The following is an 18,126-nucleotide window of genomic DNA, read 5'->3' as shown; positions in this document are numbered from 1 at the left end:
GATTACGAGACCTATGGCCGCGACGGCCATATCGTGCCAGGCATGGTGGTGAGCGTCGAAAGCTATATCGGCGAAAAGGGCGGCCGCGAGGGCGTCAAGCTGGAGGACGAGATCCTGATCACCGAGACGGGCACGGAGCTTCTGTCGCGCTTTCCTTATGAGGACGAGTTTCTGGAGACGCAGGTTTGATACGGGCAACCAATGAGCGCCTCGTTGCCTGGCGCCCCCCTCTGTCCCGCCGGCATACGGAAGGGTCTTTGACTGCCTCGCCCATGCATCACGCAGGCGCCGCATGAAAACGCCCATCTCCCTCAAGCCCGGCACGGTGGCCGCGATCTTCATCGACCTGCAGGAAGAGCACCGGCAGGACCCGCGCTACCTCGTCGAGGGCTTTCCCACGATCCTCGCCAACGTCCAGCGCCTGCAGGCGGCGGCGCGGCGGAACCAGGTGCCGCTCTACCACTGGGCCTACATCGTCGATCTCGACAAGCAGGACCGCCCGTTTCATCCGCTCGGCGAGGACGGCAAGTCGGCCTTTTCCGACAAGAGCGATCCGCTGACCGAAATCTGCCATGAGGTGGCGCCGGCCAAGGGCGAGGCGCTGCTGATCAAGGCCGAGGCCAGCGCCTTCCGCACCGGGCCGGCGGCGGGCGACATCAAGTCGGCCGGCATCGAATGGTTGGTCATATCAGGCGTCTGGACCGAGGCCTGCATCGACGCGTCGGTCAAGGATGCGGTGGCCAAAGGCTTTCGCGTGCTGCTGGTCAAGGATGCCTGCGGCAGCGGCAGCGCGGCCATGCACCAGACCGGGATCCTCAACCTCGCCAACCGGCTCTATGGCGGCGCCGTCACCGACACCGACGGCGCCTGCCGGCTGCTGGCCGGCGAAACCGTCACCGTCTGGCAGGTCGAGGGCTCGGTGCCGCTGCGTTTCAGCTTCGACAACGCGGCCGCGCTCTACGCCGATCTATGACGCGCGGCCCCTACGAAACACGGCTCGACCCGGCCCTTTGGGCCTATATCGACGCCGTCAACGCCTGGCATCCGCCCGAGATCATCGGCCTGCCGATCGACAAGCAGCGCGCCGTCTATGACAGGATGAGCCGGGCTTTCCACCAGGGCCGCCCGCCCGGCGTCAAGGCCAGCGACGGGCTGATCGCCGCCGCCGGCCGCGACATCCCGGTCCGGCGCTACCGGCTCGAGGGCAACGCCGCCGTGGTAGTAGACCACCATCGCCTTGGCGGCGGCTTCATCCTCGGCGGGCTCGAAAGCCATGACGACATCTGCGCCGAGCTCTGCGCCGGCACAGGTTTCGACGTGCTGTCGGTCGATTACCGGCTGGCGCCGGAGCATCTTCATCCCGCCGCCTTCGATGATGCGGTGGCCGCCTTCGAATGGGCAGCGGCGAGATCAGGCCTGCCGCTGGTGCTGTGCGGCGAAAGCGCCGGCGGCAATCTCGCCGCGGCGGTGGCGCAGGCGACGCGCCGCCACGCCAGCGCTGCCATTGGCCAGGTGCTGATCTACCCCGAGCTCGGCGGCGACGAGCGCGCCGGCTCCTACATCGAACACGCCGACGCGCCGCTGCTGTCGGTGGCCGACATCGCCTTCTACCGCGACGTCCGTTCGGCCAGGCGCCAATCGCTTGACGATCCGACTTTTGCGCCGCTGCGCGACAAGGATTTCACCGGCCTGCCGCCGACGGTGATCGTCACCCCCGAATGCGACCCGTTGTCCTCGGATGGCGAGACCTACCGCGACCGCATTCTGGCCGCCGGCGGCAAGGCGTGGTGGCACGAAGAGCCGAGGCTGGTGCACAGCTTCCTGCGTGCCCGCACCACGGTGCCGGCGGCGGCGGAAGCGTTTGCGCGGATCGTGGCTGCGGTTGCAGCGCTGGGCAGGGGTGAGTGGCCGTATTGAACATAGCGAAGGCCCCCTCATCCGGCCGCTTCGCGGCCACCTTCTCCCCGCTGGGGAGAAGAGGGAAGCGCCGGCGCTGCAAGTCTCCTCTCCCCTCGGGGAGAGGTCAGCCGAGCGAAGCGGAGGCTGGGTGAGGGGGCGTCTCGCGTGAAGCGCCGGCATCCTCTTTTCAACAATGGAACATAGGAGGTCGAGTCCCGTCGTACCGACCCCCTCTGTCGCCTTCGGCGACATCTCCCCCTCAAGGAGGGAGATTCGCGCCGCGCCATCGTCCAACGCATACGCCAATCGCCGACTCCCCCCGCGGAACCCCGCACAATCACTGCGGAAAAGCGAACACTCCGCGGCGTCACCCCGCTCTATCATTCCCCCTCAGGCAACGGCGCCCCGGCGGTCGCGTCCGCCCCCGCGCCTGTCGATCGGCCGGGGCGATTTTTCTGTGCATGCCATTGTCCCAAAACCGCTGGGCACTTTTGGGCGGCATGCATCAACAACAGGGGAACGACGATGAAATTCATGCTGACCGACCGCAAACTCCACCCGCAAGCCAAACCCGTGGCCGACGATTTCAAGGCCGGCGGCATCAACCGCCGCGAATATCTGGCGCTGATGGCCGGGCTCGGCGTCAGCGCCGCCGGGGCGCTGGCGCTGGGCGGACTTGGCACCATCCCTGCCCGCGCGGCGGAACCCAAGAAGGGCGGCGTCCTGCGCGTCGCCATGAACGTCAAGGGTTTCAAGGACCCGCGCACCTTCGACGGCGTCGAGATGTCCAACGTTGCCCGCCACTGCAACGAATATCTGGTGCGCTGGAACACCGACTTCTCCTTCGAGCCCTGGCTGCTCGAAAGCTGGGAGGCGAGCGACGACGCCAGGATGCTGACCCTGCATGTGCGCAAGGGCATCTCGTGGTCGAACGGCGATGCCTTCAACGCCGACGATGTCATCCACAACCTCACCCGCTGGTGCGATGCCTCGGTGCCCGGCAATTCGGTCGCCGCGCGCATGGGCGCGCTGGTCAATGCCGACACCAAGAAGGTGGTCGATGGCGGCATCGAAAAGGTCGATGACTTCACCATCAAGCTGAACCTGCCCAAGCCCGACATCTCGCTGATCGCCGGCATGGCCGACTATCCCGCACTGATCATGCACCGCTCCTATGAGGGCGACGGCGATCCCCTGAAGGCGCTGGCCATCACCACCGGTCCCTGCGAGCTGGTCAGCTGGGATGCCGAGACCGGTGCCGAGGTGAAGCGCAAAGACAAGCCCTGGTGGAAGGGCGAATTCTACTTGGACGGCATCAAATGGGTCGACTACGGCTCCGACCCCAACGCCATGCTCTCGGCCTTCGAATCCGGCGAGATCGACACCGACCACGAGACCGCTTCCGATGCCGTCTCGCAGACCGAGCAGATGGGGCTGATGAACTCCGAGATCGCCACCGGCTCGACCATCGTCGCCCGCTTCAATGTCGCCAACGCGCCCTATGACGACGTCAAGGTGCGCCGCGCCGCCCAGCTCGCCGTCGACAATGCCGCCGTGCTGGCGCTCGGTCTCGGCGGCCGCGGCAAGCCCGCCGAAAATCACCATGTCGGCCCCATGCACCCCGAATATGCCGATATCGGCCCGGCGAAGCGTGACGTCGAGCAGTCGAAGAAGCTGTTGGCCGAGGCCGGCAAATCAGACCACGAATTCGAGCTCATCTCCGTCGATGTCGAATGGCAAAAGAGCACCGGCGACGCCATCGGCGCGCAGATGCGCGAGGCCGGCCTCAAGATCAAGCGCACCGTGCTGCCGGCCGCCACCTTCTGGAACGACTGGAGCAAATACCCCTTCTCCTGCACCGAATGGCTCGGCCGCCCGCTCGGCGTCCAGGTGCTGGCGCTGGCGTATAAATCCGGCGCCGCCTGGAACGAAAGCGCCTACGCCAATCCCGAATTCGACACGCTGCTAGACAAGGCACTGGCGACACCCGACGCCAAGGCGCGCAAGGAGATCATGGGCAAGATCGAGCAGAATCTGCGCGACTCGGGCATCATCATCCAACCCTACTGGCGCTCGGTCTACCGGACCTGTCGCAAAGGCGTCGAAGGCTGCGAACAGCACCAGGCGCTGGAGCAGCACTTTGAGAAGGTGTGGATTGAGAGTTGAGAGGCGGTCCGCGCTAGCGGACGTAAAGCCAATTGCTTGGCTTTACGAGCCTCGAACGCTCTGAGCCTGCGAAGGGCCGGGCGACGGTGATGCGCCGGCATTTCTAACCTTCTCCCCTTGTGGGAGAAGGTGGATTGCCGCGCAGCGGCAAGACGGATGAGGGGTGTTCCAGCTTGGCGATACGCCAACAGTAAACGCCCTGAACCAGAGCAGAACCTTCACCGCCTCACTCCGTCACGCACCCCTCATCCGTCTCGGCGCTGCGCGCCGATCCACCTTCTCCCACAAGGGGAGAAGGTCAGAAGCGTCAGCGCCCCTTCAAGTGCAGGGCTAGCCGGTGGATCGCTGCGATCATCTGACGGGTTGAAAATGGCCGGCGCGAATGCCGGTGAGGCAGTTGCCTGAGCCCGCGCCGGCCACTGGCGAACCTGGGTCCGCCGCCCGGATTTTTTACCGTTCCGCCGATGCCCGATCAACCAGGCCGGACGTTTGGTACGGAAGCGAACAAAGGCTCACCGGGCCGGCTTCAGCAGCGTCCAGATCCAGCCGACAAAGGTCAGCACCAGGAACGGATAGCCGGCGGCGGGCAGCGGCGCCGAGGTCGGCAGCAAGGGCGCGCCCCAGAGGATCATGCAAGCCGAGACGACAAACAGCGCGGCGGCCACGAGCGCGGTGAGGCGCATCCACAGGGCGAATGTCTTCGGCGCGCTGACCATGACCAGTGCGGCCGCCCAAAGCGAGATGCCGCCGACATAGGACGGCACGCTGGCCTCAAGCCCCGCCGCATTGCCGGCCATCAACAGGGTCTCGCCGGCCAGGAAGGTCAGGAAGCCGGCCGCTATGCAATCATTGCCCAGCCGCTGGTGTTTCATCGTCAGCAGCGCGGTGGCGACCACGAGAGCCACGCCGTCGATCGTCCAGAGCGTTTCGCGCAGCGGCGCGCTGGCGACGAAGGTGCCGGCCAGCCCGAAGGCGCCGCCGCAAGGCCGACCGCGGCGGTGGTGTCTGATGTGGTGCGCATTTGAGGGGAGAGAATACCCCGAGGTGGGTCTGCCCTCCCGAACACAACAGTCGCGCTTCTCAGAGCCACGCAATCGGAGAAATGGCCATTTCGTGGCCCCATCGCCGCGTTCGCGCAGGATATGATGCCATCCCGACTCACACTTCAATTTAACCTGATATCAATCGTCTTTTCGTCGCTCGTGGAAAACGCCCCGACTGCATATGCTTCGTCTTCCAAGATCGGCTCGATCATCGCAGTCGCGTAGATTATCTGATGCTCTACCTTACTTTCCTTCGAGATACGGAGGATTTGCAGTTGGAAGTTTTGGCTGCGGATTGCCTCCACCCCCATGTTTTCGTGAGTATCAATCATGCAGAAGCGGGGATGGCGAAAGAACTCCGTCTTAGTTGCTGCAGCAAGGAATCCCAGGTAGAAGCTGCTTTTCAAAATCGCTCTGGAGCTAGCCGAGAAGTAATTCTCCCCGTCTACAGCGATCTTGTTTTGCCCAAACGTAAAGCTGATAGTTTCAGGGTCCTCAAATATATCTTGCCGCCTCAAATCGTTGCGTAGAAGCTCCTTAACCTCGTTAGAGATACGAGTATAGGCGATGGATAGTCTATTCTGCTGTTGAGCGCGAAGTGCATCATTGTAGGATTTTAGCCCAGCGATAGCACCTTCCAGCTCCTCGCGCCGACTCGAAAGCTCTCGTATAGTTTCAACCAATTTGGCCTTCTGATCTAAATCTTCGACCTGTCTCTCCAAGTATCCGGCTCGTCGGTGCAATTCTCCGATACGGTCTCGTAATGTAGTCGATGGCAATCGTTGCACCGAAGCAAGATGTTGGGACGCCTGTTGCCAATCTTCTTCGAGTCGCCGCAGTGAAATATCCAATCGGGTTAGGCGCTCACTTCGCTTCCTTTGAAGTTCCTCCGATTGGTTGATCTGGAGGCTGGTGTCAAGAATCAGACCGGAAATGCGTACTTGGGTCTGTTCGGAGTCAAATGGCGTTTTGCACAAATGGCAAGAATGTGGAGCAGGCTCATCCTCCAAAGGCGCGTAGCAGGCTGGACACCACTGAAAACTGACCTCTCCGATATTTTCGACCACATTCTCAGAGTCCTTCAGGGCCTCGATCTTGTTCCGGAGGCTAACAATGAAAGCATCGGAATCAGCGATCGTAAGCGTGAGGGCGTCACGCTCTTGACGGGTCCGCACGAGGCTCGACTGAATCTCTTGGACCCGCCTGTAAGCGGTTTCTTGCGAGTCCAGTGTGAATTGGTCCTTTGCATCGCTGGAAAAAAGTGCGGCCTCAGATTGTTCGATCGCAGTCTGAACCGCAGCCCGGTCCTTCTCCAGGTTATGTCTCTGAGCCTGAATCCATTCGGTAGTTAATCCCTGGTCCGGCCCTCCTACTCTGCCCAATATCGTAAATAGCGAGTGTAGCTGCCCAATTACCTTGTCCAGCTCTTTGCTATACTCCTTTATTTTTTGCTCGTTATCGTAAAGATCGCTATCGTATGCGCCACAAAGGAGTCGTCCTACCGTATCTCGCAAATTTGCTTGATCAAATCTTTCGAAACGAAAGATGTCCTCTATTGGGCTTAGCTGGTCAGCGTACAGCAATCTAAGTATCTGATGCATAGTTATGTTGCCGGACAGATCGCTTGATACCTCCGGAATTCCCAGGAGGCCAAATATTGCTTGCGAAAAGCTCTCGCGATTGCTCGTACCTCTATATGGATAGCGTATCCAGTCGGATCGGGCAGCCCCTGTCGCCATCTCGTATGGGCCACCAAAAACTTCCATTGGCTGCTGCCCGGTCGACTCGGAAATCTCTCTGCTAAGGGTCACTATGCGCCCGTTTATACGCGCCTCAACGACAACTCTCGTGCAAAGGCGAGCCACTGCGCTCCAATCGGCGAGTTCTCCCCCGAGTCCATAGAAGATGAAATTTAAAACAGTCGATTTTCCGGAGGAATTATCACCACGGACGACATTAACGCCCTCATGGAACTGTTCGTTGTAAACAACGAGATGACCCCGCTCGACCACAACACGCGTCACTATCAGCGTAGGCTCATACCGCATCATATCGATGCTCCAACAGGCCAGTTCTCGCCTTCAGCCCGTTATCCCCTTGCAGAGGATAGTCCGATGCCAGAGTGGCCAAGAAATCCATGAGGTCGGACTGAGATTCGTTGATCTCGGCTACTCGTTCCGCGAGACTCCGAGGAATTGTGGACCCTGTGGCTCTAACTTCCTTTTGCGCAAGCGCATCGACACTCACCAAAGACTTGGCGGCAAGGGTTTGAATGGCCGCTGCTTGCATAGGGCGCATACGTTCGAATACCAACCTGGCATCGGGTAGCTCGCCATAAGGTTTAGTAAAAGCATATCGGTCTGATAGCTTTTTGAACTTCTGATGCTGGGCTGTCAGCCGAATGTCCCGAACTTTGTGAGGGAACAAAAGGTAGAAATCCAGAATCCGCAACTTATCGTAGGCCAGCGCCTCCGAAGGGCCGAGCACATTTCGTAGACGTAAAAACCTAAAAACCGCATGAAAAGCGTCAAAAGCAGGCTGAAAGGAGAGCTGAGTCATTTATGCCAACGGACGAAACATTGTTCTGCCAGCCAGTAAATCATCCCCATTGCGGTGTTATGATCTACCTCCAGGACGCTTGCACCGCAGTCCTCAACAGTTGGAATCACAATTAGCTCATTCATGAACTTGTTTATTTCCACCACGCCACATGTAGAAATTTGTGGGAGGATTATATCATTAAACTGCCGTTCAGCTCTCGCCAACAGATATACGATTATCTGTTGAGCAGAATAATAATGAGACCAGCGCTCTAGAAGTTTGACGAACATTTCCTTCATTTCGATGGCATCAGAGTAGGAATCCTCTCGGCCACTCACGCTCAACTTTGCGCGTAGTCCCCGAACACCGTCGTGCGATCGTTGAGAATAGAACCGTTTGAGTCTGTCGATGGTGTCTCTGGCTACTTGATTTCTTTCAATTTCAAGCTCAAGCTTTTGTAACAGCTTTTCGATCGCGCTTACGCGGTTTGCGGCGATGTTCTTGTAAGTATGGTTGATGTCGCGAGCCGCCATGTCGCGACCCGCGCTGGCTCCCGACTGATCGACTGTGGTTGAATTTGCCGTCACGCTACGCGCCTTTATCGACACGTTACTTCGTGATCGTCTTGTCACGTCCTACTAAGTCGCCACCAGCGGTAGCGCCACCCTGATTAACGGCGTTTCCACCAGGGCCTGCTCGATTTTTGATAATTTGAAATGTTATGAGCGAACCAGCGCCCAGACCTACTAGAAAGCTAATTATTTCAGAAATGTAGTCTGCAATTGCTGCCATGAATCACCCCCGAGCCACGGCCAGTTTAGCACCCTTTTTCTATTTTGAAACTACTTAAGGACCTAGTCCCCCATCTTCAAGGCCTGGATAAACGCCTCCTGCGGAATGTCCACCTTCCCGAACTGCCGCATCCGCTTCTTGCCTTCTTTCTGCTTGTCCAGCAGCTTGCGTTTGCGCGAGACGTCGCCGCCGTAGCATTTGGCGGTGACGTCCTTGCGCAGCGCCGAGATGGTTTCTCGGGCGATGACCTTGCCGCCTATTGCCGCCTGGATCGGGATCTTGAACAGATGGTTCGGGATCAGCTCCTTGAGCTTCTCGCACATCTGCCTTCCGCGCTTTTCCGCCGCCGTGCGGTGCACCAGCATGGACAGCGCGTCGACCGGCTCCTCATTGACCAGGATCGACATCTTCACCAGGTCGCCCTCGCGGTAGTCGGTCAGGTGATAGTCGAAGGAGGCGTAGCCCTTGGAGATCGACTTCAGCCGGTCGTAGAAATCGAAGACGACCTCGTTGAGCGGCAGATCGTAGATCAGCATGGCGCGCTTGCCGACATAGGACAGGTCGGCCTGGATGCCGCGCCGGTCCTGGCAGAGTTTCAATATGCCGCCGAGATAGTCGTCGGGGGTCAATATGGTGGCGCGGATCCACGGCTCCTCGATCGCCGAGATCTTGACCACGTCGGGCATGTCGGCCGGGTTGTGCAGTTCCTTCATCGAGCCGTCGGTCAGAGCCAGCCGGTAGACGACGCTGGGTGCCGTGGCGATCAGGTCGAGGTTGAACTCGCGCTCCAGCCGCTCCTGGATGATTTCGAGATGTAAGAGGCCAAGGAAGCCGCAGCGATAGCCGAAGCCGAGCGCGGCGCTGGTTTCCATTTCAAAAGAGAAGCTGGCGTCGTTGAGGCGCAATTTGCCGACTGCGGCGCGCAGATCCTCGAAATCGGCGGCGTCGACCGGGAACAGGCCGCAGAACACCACAGGCTGCGCCGGCTTGAAGCCGGGCAGCGCCTTGGCGGTGGCGCGCTTGTCCTCGGTGATGGTGTCGCCGACGCGCGTGTCGGCCACTTCCTTGATCGAGCCGGTGAAGAAGCCGAATTCGCCGGGGCCGAGCTCGTCGACATTGATGCGCGCCGGTGTGAACACGCCGGTGCGCTCGACCAGATATTTGGCGCCGGTGCCCATCATGCGGATGGTCTGGCCCTTCTTCAGCACGCCGTCGATGACGCGCACCAGCACGATGACGCCGAGATAGGCGTCGTACCAGCTGTCGACCAGCATCGCCTTCAGGGGTGCCGTGGCGTCGCCTTCGCGCGGCGGCGGCAATTGGTGGACGATGGCCTCCAGGACATCCGGAATGCCGAGGCCGGTCTTGGCCGAGATCAGCACGGCGTTGGAGGCGTCGATGCCGATCACCTCCTCGACCTGCTCGCGGATGCGCTCGGGCTCGGCGGCCGGCAGGTCGACCTTGTTCAGCACCACGACGATCTCGTGGTTGTTGTCGATCGCCTGGTAGACATTGGCCAGCGTCTGCGCCTCGACGCCCTGGGAGGCATCGACGACCAGCAGCGAGCCCTCGCAGGCGGCCAGCGACCGCGACACTTCATAGGCGAAGTCGACATGTCCGGGCGTGTCGATCAAATTGAGGATATAGTCCTCGCCATTGTTGGCGCGGTATTTCAGCCGCACCGTCTGCGCCTTGATGGTGATGCCGCGCTCGCGCTCGATGTCCATCGAGTCCAGCACCTGCTCCTTCATGTCGCGCAGCTCCAGCCCGCCGGTCAGCTGGATCAGCCTGTCGGCAAGCGTGGATTTGCCATGGTCGATATGGGCGACGATGGAGAAATTGCGGATGTGGTCGAGGGGCGTGCTCATGGCGCGCGTTTAGCAGGGGTGGCTTGCCCGAGCAAGCTGTGCGCCTTTGCCGGAGCAGGCAGCACGGGCACCTGTCGCTTTTTTCGCGCTTTTCGCGAAAAATCTATAAATTTTAACCAAGCCCGTTAGAGCATAATTTGCGAACGGGATGTTGGCGGAGGGAAATATCTGATGTAAGGACGAAGGCATGCGGGGGCTTGCAGGCAGTTTTATCGAGTCGCGGAGCGGCTCGTTCGCACCGATACTCATTCTTGCCATGATACCGTTGATCACCGCGATCGGCTTTTCCGTCGACTACACCTCCGCTGTCCAGACCAGGTCGACCGAGCAGGCGGCACTCGACGCCGCGATCCTGTCGATCACCACGATGGATACGGCCTCGACGAAGCCGCAGCGCCAGGTGATGCTCCAGGATACCTACAGAGAAAACGGCGGGCGGGGCGCAGCGACCCTGAACAGCTTCGACGTCAGCGCCAACGGCACCGCCACCGCGCAGGCCTCGGCAAGTTTCGCCATGCCGACCGTGTTCATGCAGATCGCCAGGATTCCCACGGTAACGGTCGGCGTCGCGTCGGCGGTGAGCAAGACGCCGGCGCTGGTCGAAGCTACGTTCAATGTCGATCACGTTTCGGGCTACTGGAACAAGACCATGACTCTGTACGGCCTTCCCTACGGTTGGACCTCCACGACCACGCCGACGGCCATGATGAAGGCCAACTACAACTACAAAGCGTATAGTTATTCCTATACGAGCGGTGGTAAGACCTATACCGCTGCCGAGCCGAAAGGTTACGGGACGACAACTATTACCACGGGACCAACCGATACGCTGGTTCAGACCCAACTGTGCACGACAGTAGGATCAACAACCGATTTCACGGCCACTGCGGGAGTTTACAAAAGCACCGCGGTGGCAAAAAGCGGAAAAACGAACGGCTCCACCGTCTATTTCAAGACGACGTGCGCGACCACGAATTCCGCCGGAAACAGCAGTGGCGCAACAATCAACGTGAGCACGATGGACAAGCTCTATCTGCAGATGGATGTGCCGTCCGGGCCGGTCAACCCGCTCAGGTCGAACAATACAGACACGTCGAACCGGCTCTACCTCGGCGCCGGGTACAGCACCGCGGCACAAAAGGCCCTGAACCCTTCCAAATACCTCCCCGTCGAGGTTGCCAGCAACACGGTCGTCGACATCTTCGCCGTGGTGCCCTGCAGCGAGACCAGCGATCAGGCATGGGAAGACGGCGGCAACAATCCTCCACTGCCAGACGTTACGAACGCCGACTTCTTCTACAGCGTGATGGGCAAGTGCGACTTCAACAAGCGACCGTCCGACACACTGCTGACGCAGTAGATGCTGCTCCTCTTGCCTTCTCCCCTTGCGGGAGAAGGTGGATCGGCGCGTAGCGCCGAGACGGATGAGGGGTGCTGGACGGAGCGCAATAGCTGGCTAATCTAAGCCATGCCGCATCAACCTGTCCCGCCAGCCAAACGAAGCTTCGCCCGTTCGCTCCGGCGTGTAATGACGGAAGCGGAAGACCGGCTGTGGCATGAACTGCGCGACCGCAGGCTCGACCGGATAAAATTTCGGCGCCAGGTTCCCATTGGAAAGTACATTGCCGATTTCGTCTGCTTCGAAGCACGCTTGGTCGTCGAGATCGATGGCAGCCAGCATGCGGAGTTGGAGTCTGACAGCGTCCGCAAAACTCACCTGGAAGAGAAAGGCTTTCGCATTCTGCGCTTTTGGAACGATGACGTTCTGAAAGACATGAACGCCGTTAGCGATACCATCATCGCCTATGTACGGGATACCAGCCTACAGCCTTGGCGGTAGGGGCGCGTTCTTCCCTTCTCCCACAGGGGGAGAAGGGAAGAACGCCTGCGGCCCGATCACAAACCGGTGAGCGCTGTAACGAAGGCGCCGACAGCGGCGAAGTGGGGATATCTGCGGTGCTTCCAGGCGCCGCCGCCCACGGAGCAAGCCGATGTCGCGATCCTGTACGTTCATCAAAGTGTCCAGCCTCTCGGCGATTGCGCTGGCAGCGTCGCTCGGTGCGGCGGCGGCCCAGCCGCTCAGCGTGGTCGAGCTGTTCACCAGCCAGGGCTGCTCGTCCTGCCCGCCGGCCAATGCCAATCTGATCAAGGTCAAGGACCAGCCCGGCGTGCTGGCGCTGTCGTTCAACGTCACCTACTGGGACTATCTCGGCTGGAAGGATATCTTCGGAAAACAGGAATTCACCCGGCGCCAGGTCAGTTATGAGCCGGCGCTCGGTCATGACGGGCCGTTCACGCCGCAAGTGGTGGTCAACGGCCATGCCGATGTCGTCGGTGCCGCACCCGGCGAAATCGAAAAGCTGATTGCGGCGAGCGGCCGGACAAGCGGCCCGGCATTGTCACTCGATGGCGGCAGGATCAGCATCGGCGCCGGCGCCGCACCTGGCGGCCACGCCGATGTCTGGCTGGTGCGCTATGCCAAGGGCGTGGTCGAGGTGCCGGTTTCGCGCGGCGAAAACACCGGCCGCACCTTGCCGCACGCCAATGTCGTGCATGCGCTCGAAAAACTCGGCAGCTGGACCGGCGCGGCCGCGACATATCCTCTGCCCGCCGCGTCCGGCGGCCTGAGCACCGCCGTGCTCGTGCAGTCGCCCGGTGGCGGACCGATCCTGGCTGCCGCGACCGACTAGATCGCGCTTCGACAAGAAATTGCGCAACGCCGCATGGAGCGGCGCCGCATAGCACGGCCGCCAAGAGGGCGCGCCTTCAACGCCAACCCCAAGGAGATCATCATGACCACTTCCCGCCTGACGCTGCCGGCGCTCGCTCTCGCTCTGTGCTCGACGGCGCTGTTTGCCGGCGGCATCGCCCGTGCCGACGACGCGACCAATGCGATGAAGCCGGCTGCAAATGCCATGAAACCGGCCGCGGATGCGATGAAGCCGGCCGCAGACGCCATGAAACCTGCAACGGATGCGATGAAGCCTGCCGACCCGATGGCCACCAATTCCATGAAGCCGGCGGCTGACGCCATGAAGCCGGCAACGGATGCGATGGCTCCGGCCAAGTAAAGGCGGTGCTGTTTCCGGCTTCGGTCCCGCGGGTCCGAAGCCGGATGCACGTGAAAGTGAGGCTTCGGCCGCAACTCGCCCGTCGCATGATCGTATCTTATCCAATAGACTCCACATGATGGACGTCACAGGAGCTCAAGCCATGACCGACATTCAAAAACCAGTCATCAGACAATCGTCGAACGTCTTCCGCAGCGCGCTCGCCGCTCTTGCGCTGGCCGCCGCGGGCGCCGCCTTCTGGCTGACGCCGGCGGTTTCGGCCGAGGACGCGGTGAAGATCCCGCCGCCGGCGCTCGACGAGAAGGCGGCCACCGGCACTGAAAAGGCAGTCTTCGCCGGCGGTTGTTTCTGGGGCGTGCAGGGCGTGTTCCAGCACGTCAAGGGCGTCACCAAGGCCGTCTCCGGCTACACCGGCGGCGACAAGGACACCGCCGTCTACGAGACGGTCGGCTCAGGCCGCACCGGGCATGCCGAATCCGTCGAGATCACCTACGATCCGTCGAAGGTGACCTACGGCCAGCTGCTGCAGGTCTATTTCTCGGTCGCCCACAACCCGACCCAGCTGAATTTCCAGGGTCCGGACTCCGGCACGCAGTACCGCTCGACGATCTTCGCCGAAAACGATGCCCAAAAGAAGATCGCGCAAAGCTACATCGCCCAGCTCGACCAGGCCAAGGTGTTCCCGGAGCCGATCGTCACCACGCTGGAAACCGGCAAGACCTTCTATCCGGCCGAGAATTATCATCAGGACTTCCTGACGCTGAACCCGACCTATCCCTACATCGTCTACAACGACCTGCCCAAGGTGGCGAACCTGAAGGCCCTGTTCCCGGCGCTCTATAGCGAGAAGCCGGTGCTGGTGCTGTCGGCGAGCAACTAAGAATGCCCAATCTCCCCCTCGCGGGGGGAGATTTGCGCACTCAGCCGCCCCGCCCCTGCCGGCTACATGGCCTTCATCGCGTCACACGACACAGTCGGGTTCATGTCGGCGAAGGTGCCGGCCGGGTTCTTCTTCCAGGCCCAGACATGCAGTTCATAGAACGGGCCTAGACCGTAGCGGTTGGGCGCGCTGTCGAAATTGAACAGCTGCCCTTCCAGCGAAGCCGGACCTTTCGAGGTGATGTACTCGACGGCCACCAGCCTCAGCTTGCCGTTTGCCATCGGCTCGTACATCACCGCCTCGGGCTTGGCGAGTTCGACCGCATCGTCCTTCAGATAACCGGCATTGACATAGTGGATGCCCATGGCGCCGCCGGTGATGCCGCTGGCGCAAGGGATCGGCGCATAGCCCTCGGCCGTCGCCATCGCCACGTTCTCGAAGCGGCTGTTGGCTGCCCGCACCTTCTCGTCCAGCGCGCCAGCGTTGTGAGCATTGGCCGCCGTGGCCGCGATCGACAGGTTGATGAGGTGTTTGGTCCACAGATGGATGTTCATGTTCTCTCCTCCTTGTTGATGGCGCGCGGGAGCCGCCGCTCCCGCTGCGACGTCGGATCTCGGCTGCACGCATCATTGGTACCGGGTGAAGTCCCAGTAGTGCGGCAGACCCTCGAGCTCCGGCAGGCCGATGTCGCGTCTCAGATAATCGTCCTGCGGAGGCAATCGACGCCGACTCTTGCGCAATGGCGCGAACAGCAGCGAGGCCAGCCGCCAGAAAGCCCGGCCCGGTAACGGGTCTCGTCCGACGGGTCTCGACGCCGCCGACGGCCCGCTGAACGATTCGTCAGGCACGCTGCCGTCGCCGCGAAGGGCAGTTTGATACTCATCGATCGGGTCAACGGTAAAAGTAAGGGTCAAGAACCCGCACCTCCGTGATCTTGTCGACAGGCAGCGCGTTTTTCTGGGCCGTGCTGCGGATCGCTTCCGGCGAAGGCGCGTCATAGATGCAGAAGCTCTGCTTCTTGTCGGGCGAGACGAAGGACTGCACCCAAGTCACGCCTTTCTCCGCGTTGCGCATGATGACGCCGCCCAGCGCATCGGCGCCGGCCTCGTTCACCGGCACGCTGAGGCCGTTGGGAAATGTACGTTCAACCACATAGCGAGGCATATCAGGTTCCTTTTTACTGTTTCACGCCCGGTTTTGAGCGCGGAGGACATTGATCACGCTCGCCAGGGGCGCGCATCGGAACCTTTCCCTATGTTTCGTGGGACGATTCCCCATGTTAACGGCGTTCACTGCTGGAGCCACAAAGCCGATACCGGGCCGCGCTATCCTGCCTGACGAAAGCGGGGTGCGGCGGCGACCCGGATCACGAAAAGCGGATGATCATGCTTCTGGAACGGCAGACACAGCTGGAGCAGCTGGACGGACTTCTCGCCGAAGCCGCGCGTGGTCGCGGCAGCGTGGTGGCGTTGTCGGGCGAGGCCGGCGCCGGCAAGACCGCACTGGTCGAGGCCTTCGTCGCCGGCGCGGCCAAGGCTACGCGCATCTTGCGCAGCGCCTGCGAGGACCTGTCGATCCCCGATCCGCTCGGACCGCTCTATGACCTCGCCCGCGAGGCGCAATGGGCGATGCCGCAGGCGATCGACGCCAGGCAGGGTCAGCGGCTGCCACTGTTCTCCGGTGCCCTCGACGTGTTCGAGACAAGGACCCAGCCGACGCTTCTGGTAATCGAGGATCTGCATTGGGCGGACGACGCGACGCTCGATTTCGTCCGCTTTCTTGGCCGGCGCATCGCCAACACCCACATCCTGGTCCTGTTGACGGCGCGCACCGACCGCAGCGAAGGACAGGCGCGTGTGCGCCGGGCGCTGGGTGAAATTCCGTCGGGCAACGTTGCCCGTATCGACGTGCCGCTGTTGAGCGAGGCGGCCGTCCTGTCGCTCGCCAGCGCTGCCGGCCGAGATGGCGACGCCATCTACCGGGTCACCGCCGGCAATGCCTTCTTCGTCACCGAGCTCCTGTGTGCCGACAATGAGATGACGCCACCGGCCAGCGTGCGGGACGCCGTTGTGGCGCGGGCCGAACGGCTGTCCGCCGGTGCCCGCTCGATGCTGGACGCGGTGTCGGTGTTTCCCAGGCGGGCCGATGCTTGGGCTCTGCAGGGCCTGTGCGGCGTCGCCAGCGCCGGACAGCTGGCGGAATGTGTGTCGAATGGGCTGCTCGACGATCTGGGCGATGGCTATGCCTTCCGCCATGAAATCGCACGCCGCGCCATCGAGATGATGCTGACGACAAGTTACAGGAGACTGTTCAACCAGCGCGCGCTGTCGGCGCTGCTTGAAAACGGCGGCGTCGCCACCGCACGCCTGGTCCATCACGCCGTGGAAGCGCACAATTTCGAGGCGGTGCGCGAATTCGCGCCGATCGCCGCGCGCGAGGCTTCGCGTGTCGGCGCCCATCGCGACGCCGCCGGCTACTATGAGGTCGCCTTGCGGCAGGCCGACACCTTGCCCGTGGAAGAACGCGCCGGACTTTACGAGCAGTATGCCTTCGAGTGTCACTTGATCGCCCGCATTGACGAGGCCATCAAGGCGCAGGAACAAGCCCGCGCGTTGCAAAAGGCGCTTGGCAACACGCTGAAGGAAGGCGACAGCCTCAGGTGGCTATCGCGCTTCGCCTATCTGTTGGGCGACCGCCCGGCAGCCGACCTGTTCGGCGCCCAGGCGGTCGCGTTGCTGGAGGCAGTTCCCGCCAGTGCCGAACTTGCCATGGCCTATTCGAACCTTTCGCAGCTGGCGATGCTGGCCGAGAGGCTCGACGAGACCCTGTCGCTGGGCGGCAGGGCGATCGAGCTTGCCGAGCAGCTGGACCGGCAGGATGTCGTTTGTCACGCGCTCAACAATGTCGGCGCCGCCGAGCAGTGGCTGGATCTGGCCAGCAGCCGGCTGCATCTCGCCCGCAGCCTTGAAATCGCGCTGGAGCAGAATTTTCAGGAGCACGCCGCGCGTGCCTTCACCAATTGCGCCTGTGGCGAGATCAACCAATTGGGCTACAGCCAGGCTCAATCCTTCCTTGATCGCGGCATCGACTATTGCGTCGAGAACGATCTGGCGACTTGGCGTGACTATATGCGTGGGGTTCGGGCACAGTTGTTGTTGCGTCAGGGATACTGGAACGAAGCCGCCGCCGAGGCTCTGGATGTCATAAGCAATGACCAGGCGACGGCGCTGGTCCGCTATCCCGCTTTGGTGGCCCTGGTGAAACTGCGTCTTCGGCGCGGAGATCCTTCGGCCGAGCCACTGCTGGCGGAAATGAATCGGTTCCTGGAAAGGGGAGCCGAATTGCAGCGGCTGTTGCCGTACGCCGCCATCGTCGCCGAGCAGGCATGGCTCGGCGAGGCGGAAATCGCCGAGGCGCTGCGGCTGATCGACCTTGCCGAGACCCTGTCGCCGACGCGGGCTATGTTTGCCGAACTGGCCAGCTGGCGCCAGATCCTCTCCGCCGGTAGCGACGCGGGGGATACGGCCGGCATGGCCGCGCCGTACCGAATGCTCCTGGCTGGCGACTGGCAAGGGGCGGCCGCGGTCTGGGCGGATCTCAACGCACCTTATGAACGTGCGCTCGCGCTCGCCCAGGGCGATGAGCCGGCGCAGCGTGCGGCACTCGAGATATTCGAGACCCTTGGAGCCAAGCCGGTTGCGAGCCATGTGCGCGAAATCATGCGGCGCAACGGCGTCATTCGCATCGCCCGGGGGCCGCGCCAGACCACGCGCGCCAACAGCGCCGGCCTGACCCAACGCCAGATGGAAGTGCTGCAACTGATCGAGCGCGGCTTCTCCAACAAGCGGATCGCAGAGCATCTGACC

General features: G+C 61.7%; 17 protein-coding genes and 1 pseudogene. 10 read left to right on the top strand and 8 right to left on the bottom strand.

Annotated features, from left to right (window positions below):
* From EN884_RS03245 to EN884_RS03230, 4 genes and pseudogenes are all read left to right on the top strand, one after another.
* Positions 1–189: pseudogene (locus EN884_RS03245) on the top strand (aminopeptidase P family protein); the annotation flags it as partial.
* 103 nt (positions 190–292) lie between these two features.
* Positions 293–973 (top strand): isochorismatase family protein, encoded by a 681-nt coding sequence (locus tag EN884_RS03240; RefSeq protein ID WP_063169617.1) that lies wholly within the window; start codon positions 293–295, stop codon positions 971–973.
* Entirely contained in the window at positions 970–1,917 is a 948-nt protein-coding gene (locus EN884_RS03235) for an alpha/beta hydrolase (protein WP_128360466.1), read from the top strand. The genes EN884_RS03240 and EN884_RS03235 overlap by 4 nt, the downstream gene beginning before the upstream one ends.
* A gap of 507 nt (positions 1,918–2,424) precedes the next feature.
* The gene (locus tag EN884_RS03230; protein ID WP_063169619.1) at positions 2,425–4,065 is read left to right on the top strand and encodes an ABC transporter substrate-binding protein; all 1,641 of its coding nucleotides are present in this window, start codon (positions 2,425–2,427) and stop codon (positions 4,063–4,065) included.
* A gap of 512 nt (positions 4,066–4,577) precedes the next feature.
* Here the strand turns inward: EN884_RS03230 and EN884_RS38500 are convergent.
* The 5 genes from EN884_RS38500 to lepA form a co-directional block, all read right to left on the bottom strand.
* Positions 4,578–4,970, bottom strand: a complete 393-nt coding sequence (locus EN884_RS38500) for a hypothetical protein (RefSeq protein WP_244514249.1) — start codon at positions 4,968–4,970, stop codon at positions 4,578–4,580.
* A 260-nt stretch (positions 4,971–5,230) separates the two neighbouring features.
* A complete protein-coding gene (locus tag EN884_RS03215) occupies positions 5,231–7,159 on the bottom strand; it encodes an AAA family ATPase (RefSeq protein WP_063169620.1) in 1,929 nt (642 codons plus the stop codon).
* The gene (locus EN884_RS03210; RefSeq protein WP_063169621.1) at positions 7,146–7,667 is read right to left on the bottom strand and encodes an ABC-three component system middle component 5; all 522 of its coding nucleotides are present in this window, start codon (positions 7,665–7,667) and stop codon (positions 7,146–7,148) included. Before EN884_RS03210 ends, EN884_RS03215 begins: the two co-directional genes overlap by 14 nt.
* On the bottom strand, positions 7,664–8,236 hold the full coding sequence (locus EN884_RS03205) for an ABC-three component system protein (RefSeq protein ID WP_063170410.1): 573 nt from the start codon (positions 8,234–8,236) through the stop codon (positions 7,664–7,666). The genes EN884_RS03210 and EN884_RS03205 overlap by 4 nt, the downstream gene beginning before the upstream one ends.
* Positions 8,237–8,503: 267 nt before the next feature.
* Positions 8,504–10,309, bottom strand: coding sequence for a translation elongation factor 4 (gene lepA / locus EN884_RS03195; protein WP_063169622.1), 1,806 nt, complete (start codon positions 10,307–10,309; stop codon positions 8,504–8,506).
* 187 nt (positions 10,310–10,496) lie between these two features.
* Here lepA and EN884_RS03190 point away from each other — a divergent pair, with 187 nt between their 5' ends.
* From EN884_RS03190 to msrA, 5 genes are all read left to right on the top strand, one after another.
* Positions 10,497–11,669, top strand: a complete 1,173-nt coding sequence (locus EN884_RS03190) for a pilus assembly protein TadG-related protein (protein ID WP_063169623.1) — start codon at positions 10,497–10,499, stop codon at positions 11,667–11,669.
* A gap of 168 nt (positions 11,670–11,837) precedes the next feature.
* Positions 11,838–12,149, top strand: coding sequence for an endonuclease domain-containing protein (locus EN884_RS03185; RefSeq protein WP_244514250.1), 312 nt, complete (start codon positions 11,838–11,840; stop codon positions 12,147–12,149).
* 151 nt (positions 12,150–12,300) lie between these two features.
* Positions 12,301–12,999 carry a DUF1223 domain-containing protein gene (locus tag EN884_RS03180; protein ID WP_063169625.1) on the top strand — a complete coding sequence of 233 codons (699 nt, stop codon included), beginning with the start codon at positions 12,301–12,303 and terminating at the stop codon, positions 12,997–12,999.
* Positions 13,000–13,101: 102 nt separating this feature from the next.
* A complete protein-coding gene (locus EN884_RS03175; RefSeq protein ID WP_027162827.1) occupies positions 13,102–13,380 on the top strand; it encodes a hypothetical protein in 279 nt (92 codons plus the stop codon).
* A gap of 142 nt (positions 13,381–13,522) precedes the next feature.
* Positions 13,523–14,260, top strand: coding sequence for a peptide-methionine (S)-S-oxide reductase MsrA (gene msrA, locus EN884_RS03170; protein WP_063169626.1), 738 nt, complete (start codon positions 13,523–13,525; stop codon positions 14,258–14,260).
* Between the two features lie 62 nt (positions 14,261–14,322).
* On the opposite strand, the gene EN884_RS03165 is transcribed toward msrA, so the two are convergent.
* From EN884_RS03165 to EN884_RS03155, 3 genes are all read right to left on the bottom strand, one after another.
* Complete coding sequence (locus tag EN884_RS03165; protein ID WP_063169627.1) at positions 14,323–14,814, bottom strand: hypothetical protein; 492 nt, start codon at positions 14,812–14,814, stop codon at positions 14,323–14,325.
* A gap of 72 nt (positions 14,815–14,886) precedes the next feature.
* Positions 14,887–15,174 carry a hypothetical protein gene (locus EN884_RS03160; RefSeq protein ID WP_013528686.1) on the bottom strand — a complete coding sequence of 96 codons (288 nt, stop codon included), beginning with the start codon at positions 15,172–15,174 and terminating at the stop codon, positions 14,887–14,889.
* A complete protein-coding gene (locus EN884_RS03155; protein WP_063169628.1) occupies positions 15,152–15,424 on the bottom strand; it encodes a DUF4242 domain-containing protein in 273 nt (90 codons plus the stop codon). Before EN884_RS03155 ends, EN884_RS03160 begins: the two co-directional genes overlap by 23 nt.
* A gap of 215 nt (positions 15,425–15,639) precedes the next feature.
* Here EN884_RS03155 and EN884_RS03150 point away from each other — a divergent pair.
* A partial coding sequence (locus EN884_RS03150; RefSeq protein WP_245491895.1) for an AAA family ATPase occupies positions 15,640–18,126 on the top strand: 2,487 nt, incomplete at its 3' end.

It is taken from the genome of Mesorhizobium sp. M7A.F.Ca.AU.001.01.1.1 (assembly GCF_004022735.1).
Taxonomy (GTDB): domain Bacteria; phylum Pseudomonadota; class Alphaproteobacteria; order Rhizobiales; family Rhizobiaceae; genus Mesorhizobium; species Mesorhizobium ciceri.
Note: the sequence above shows the minus strand (reverse complement) of the source record. Positions and strands in the feature narration are given on the sequence as shown.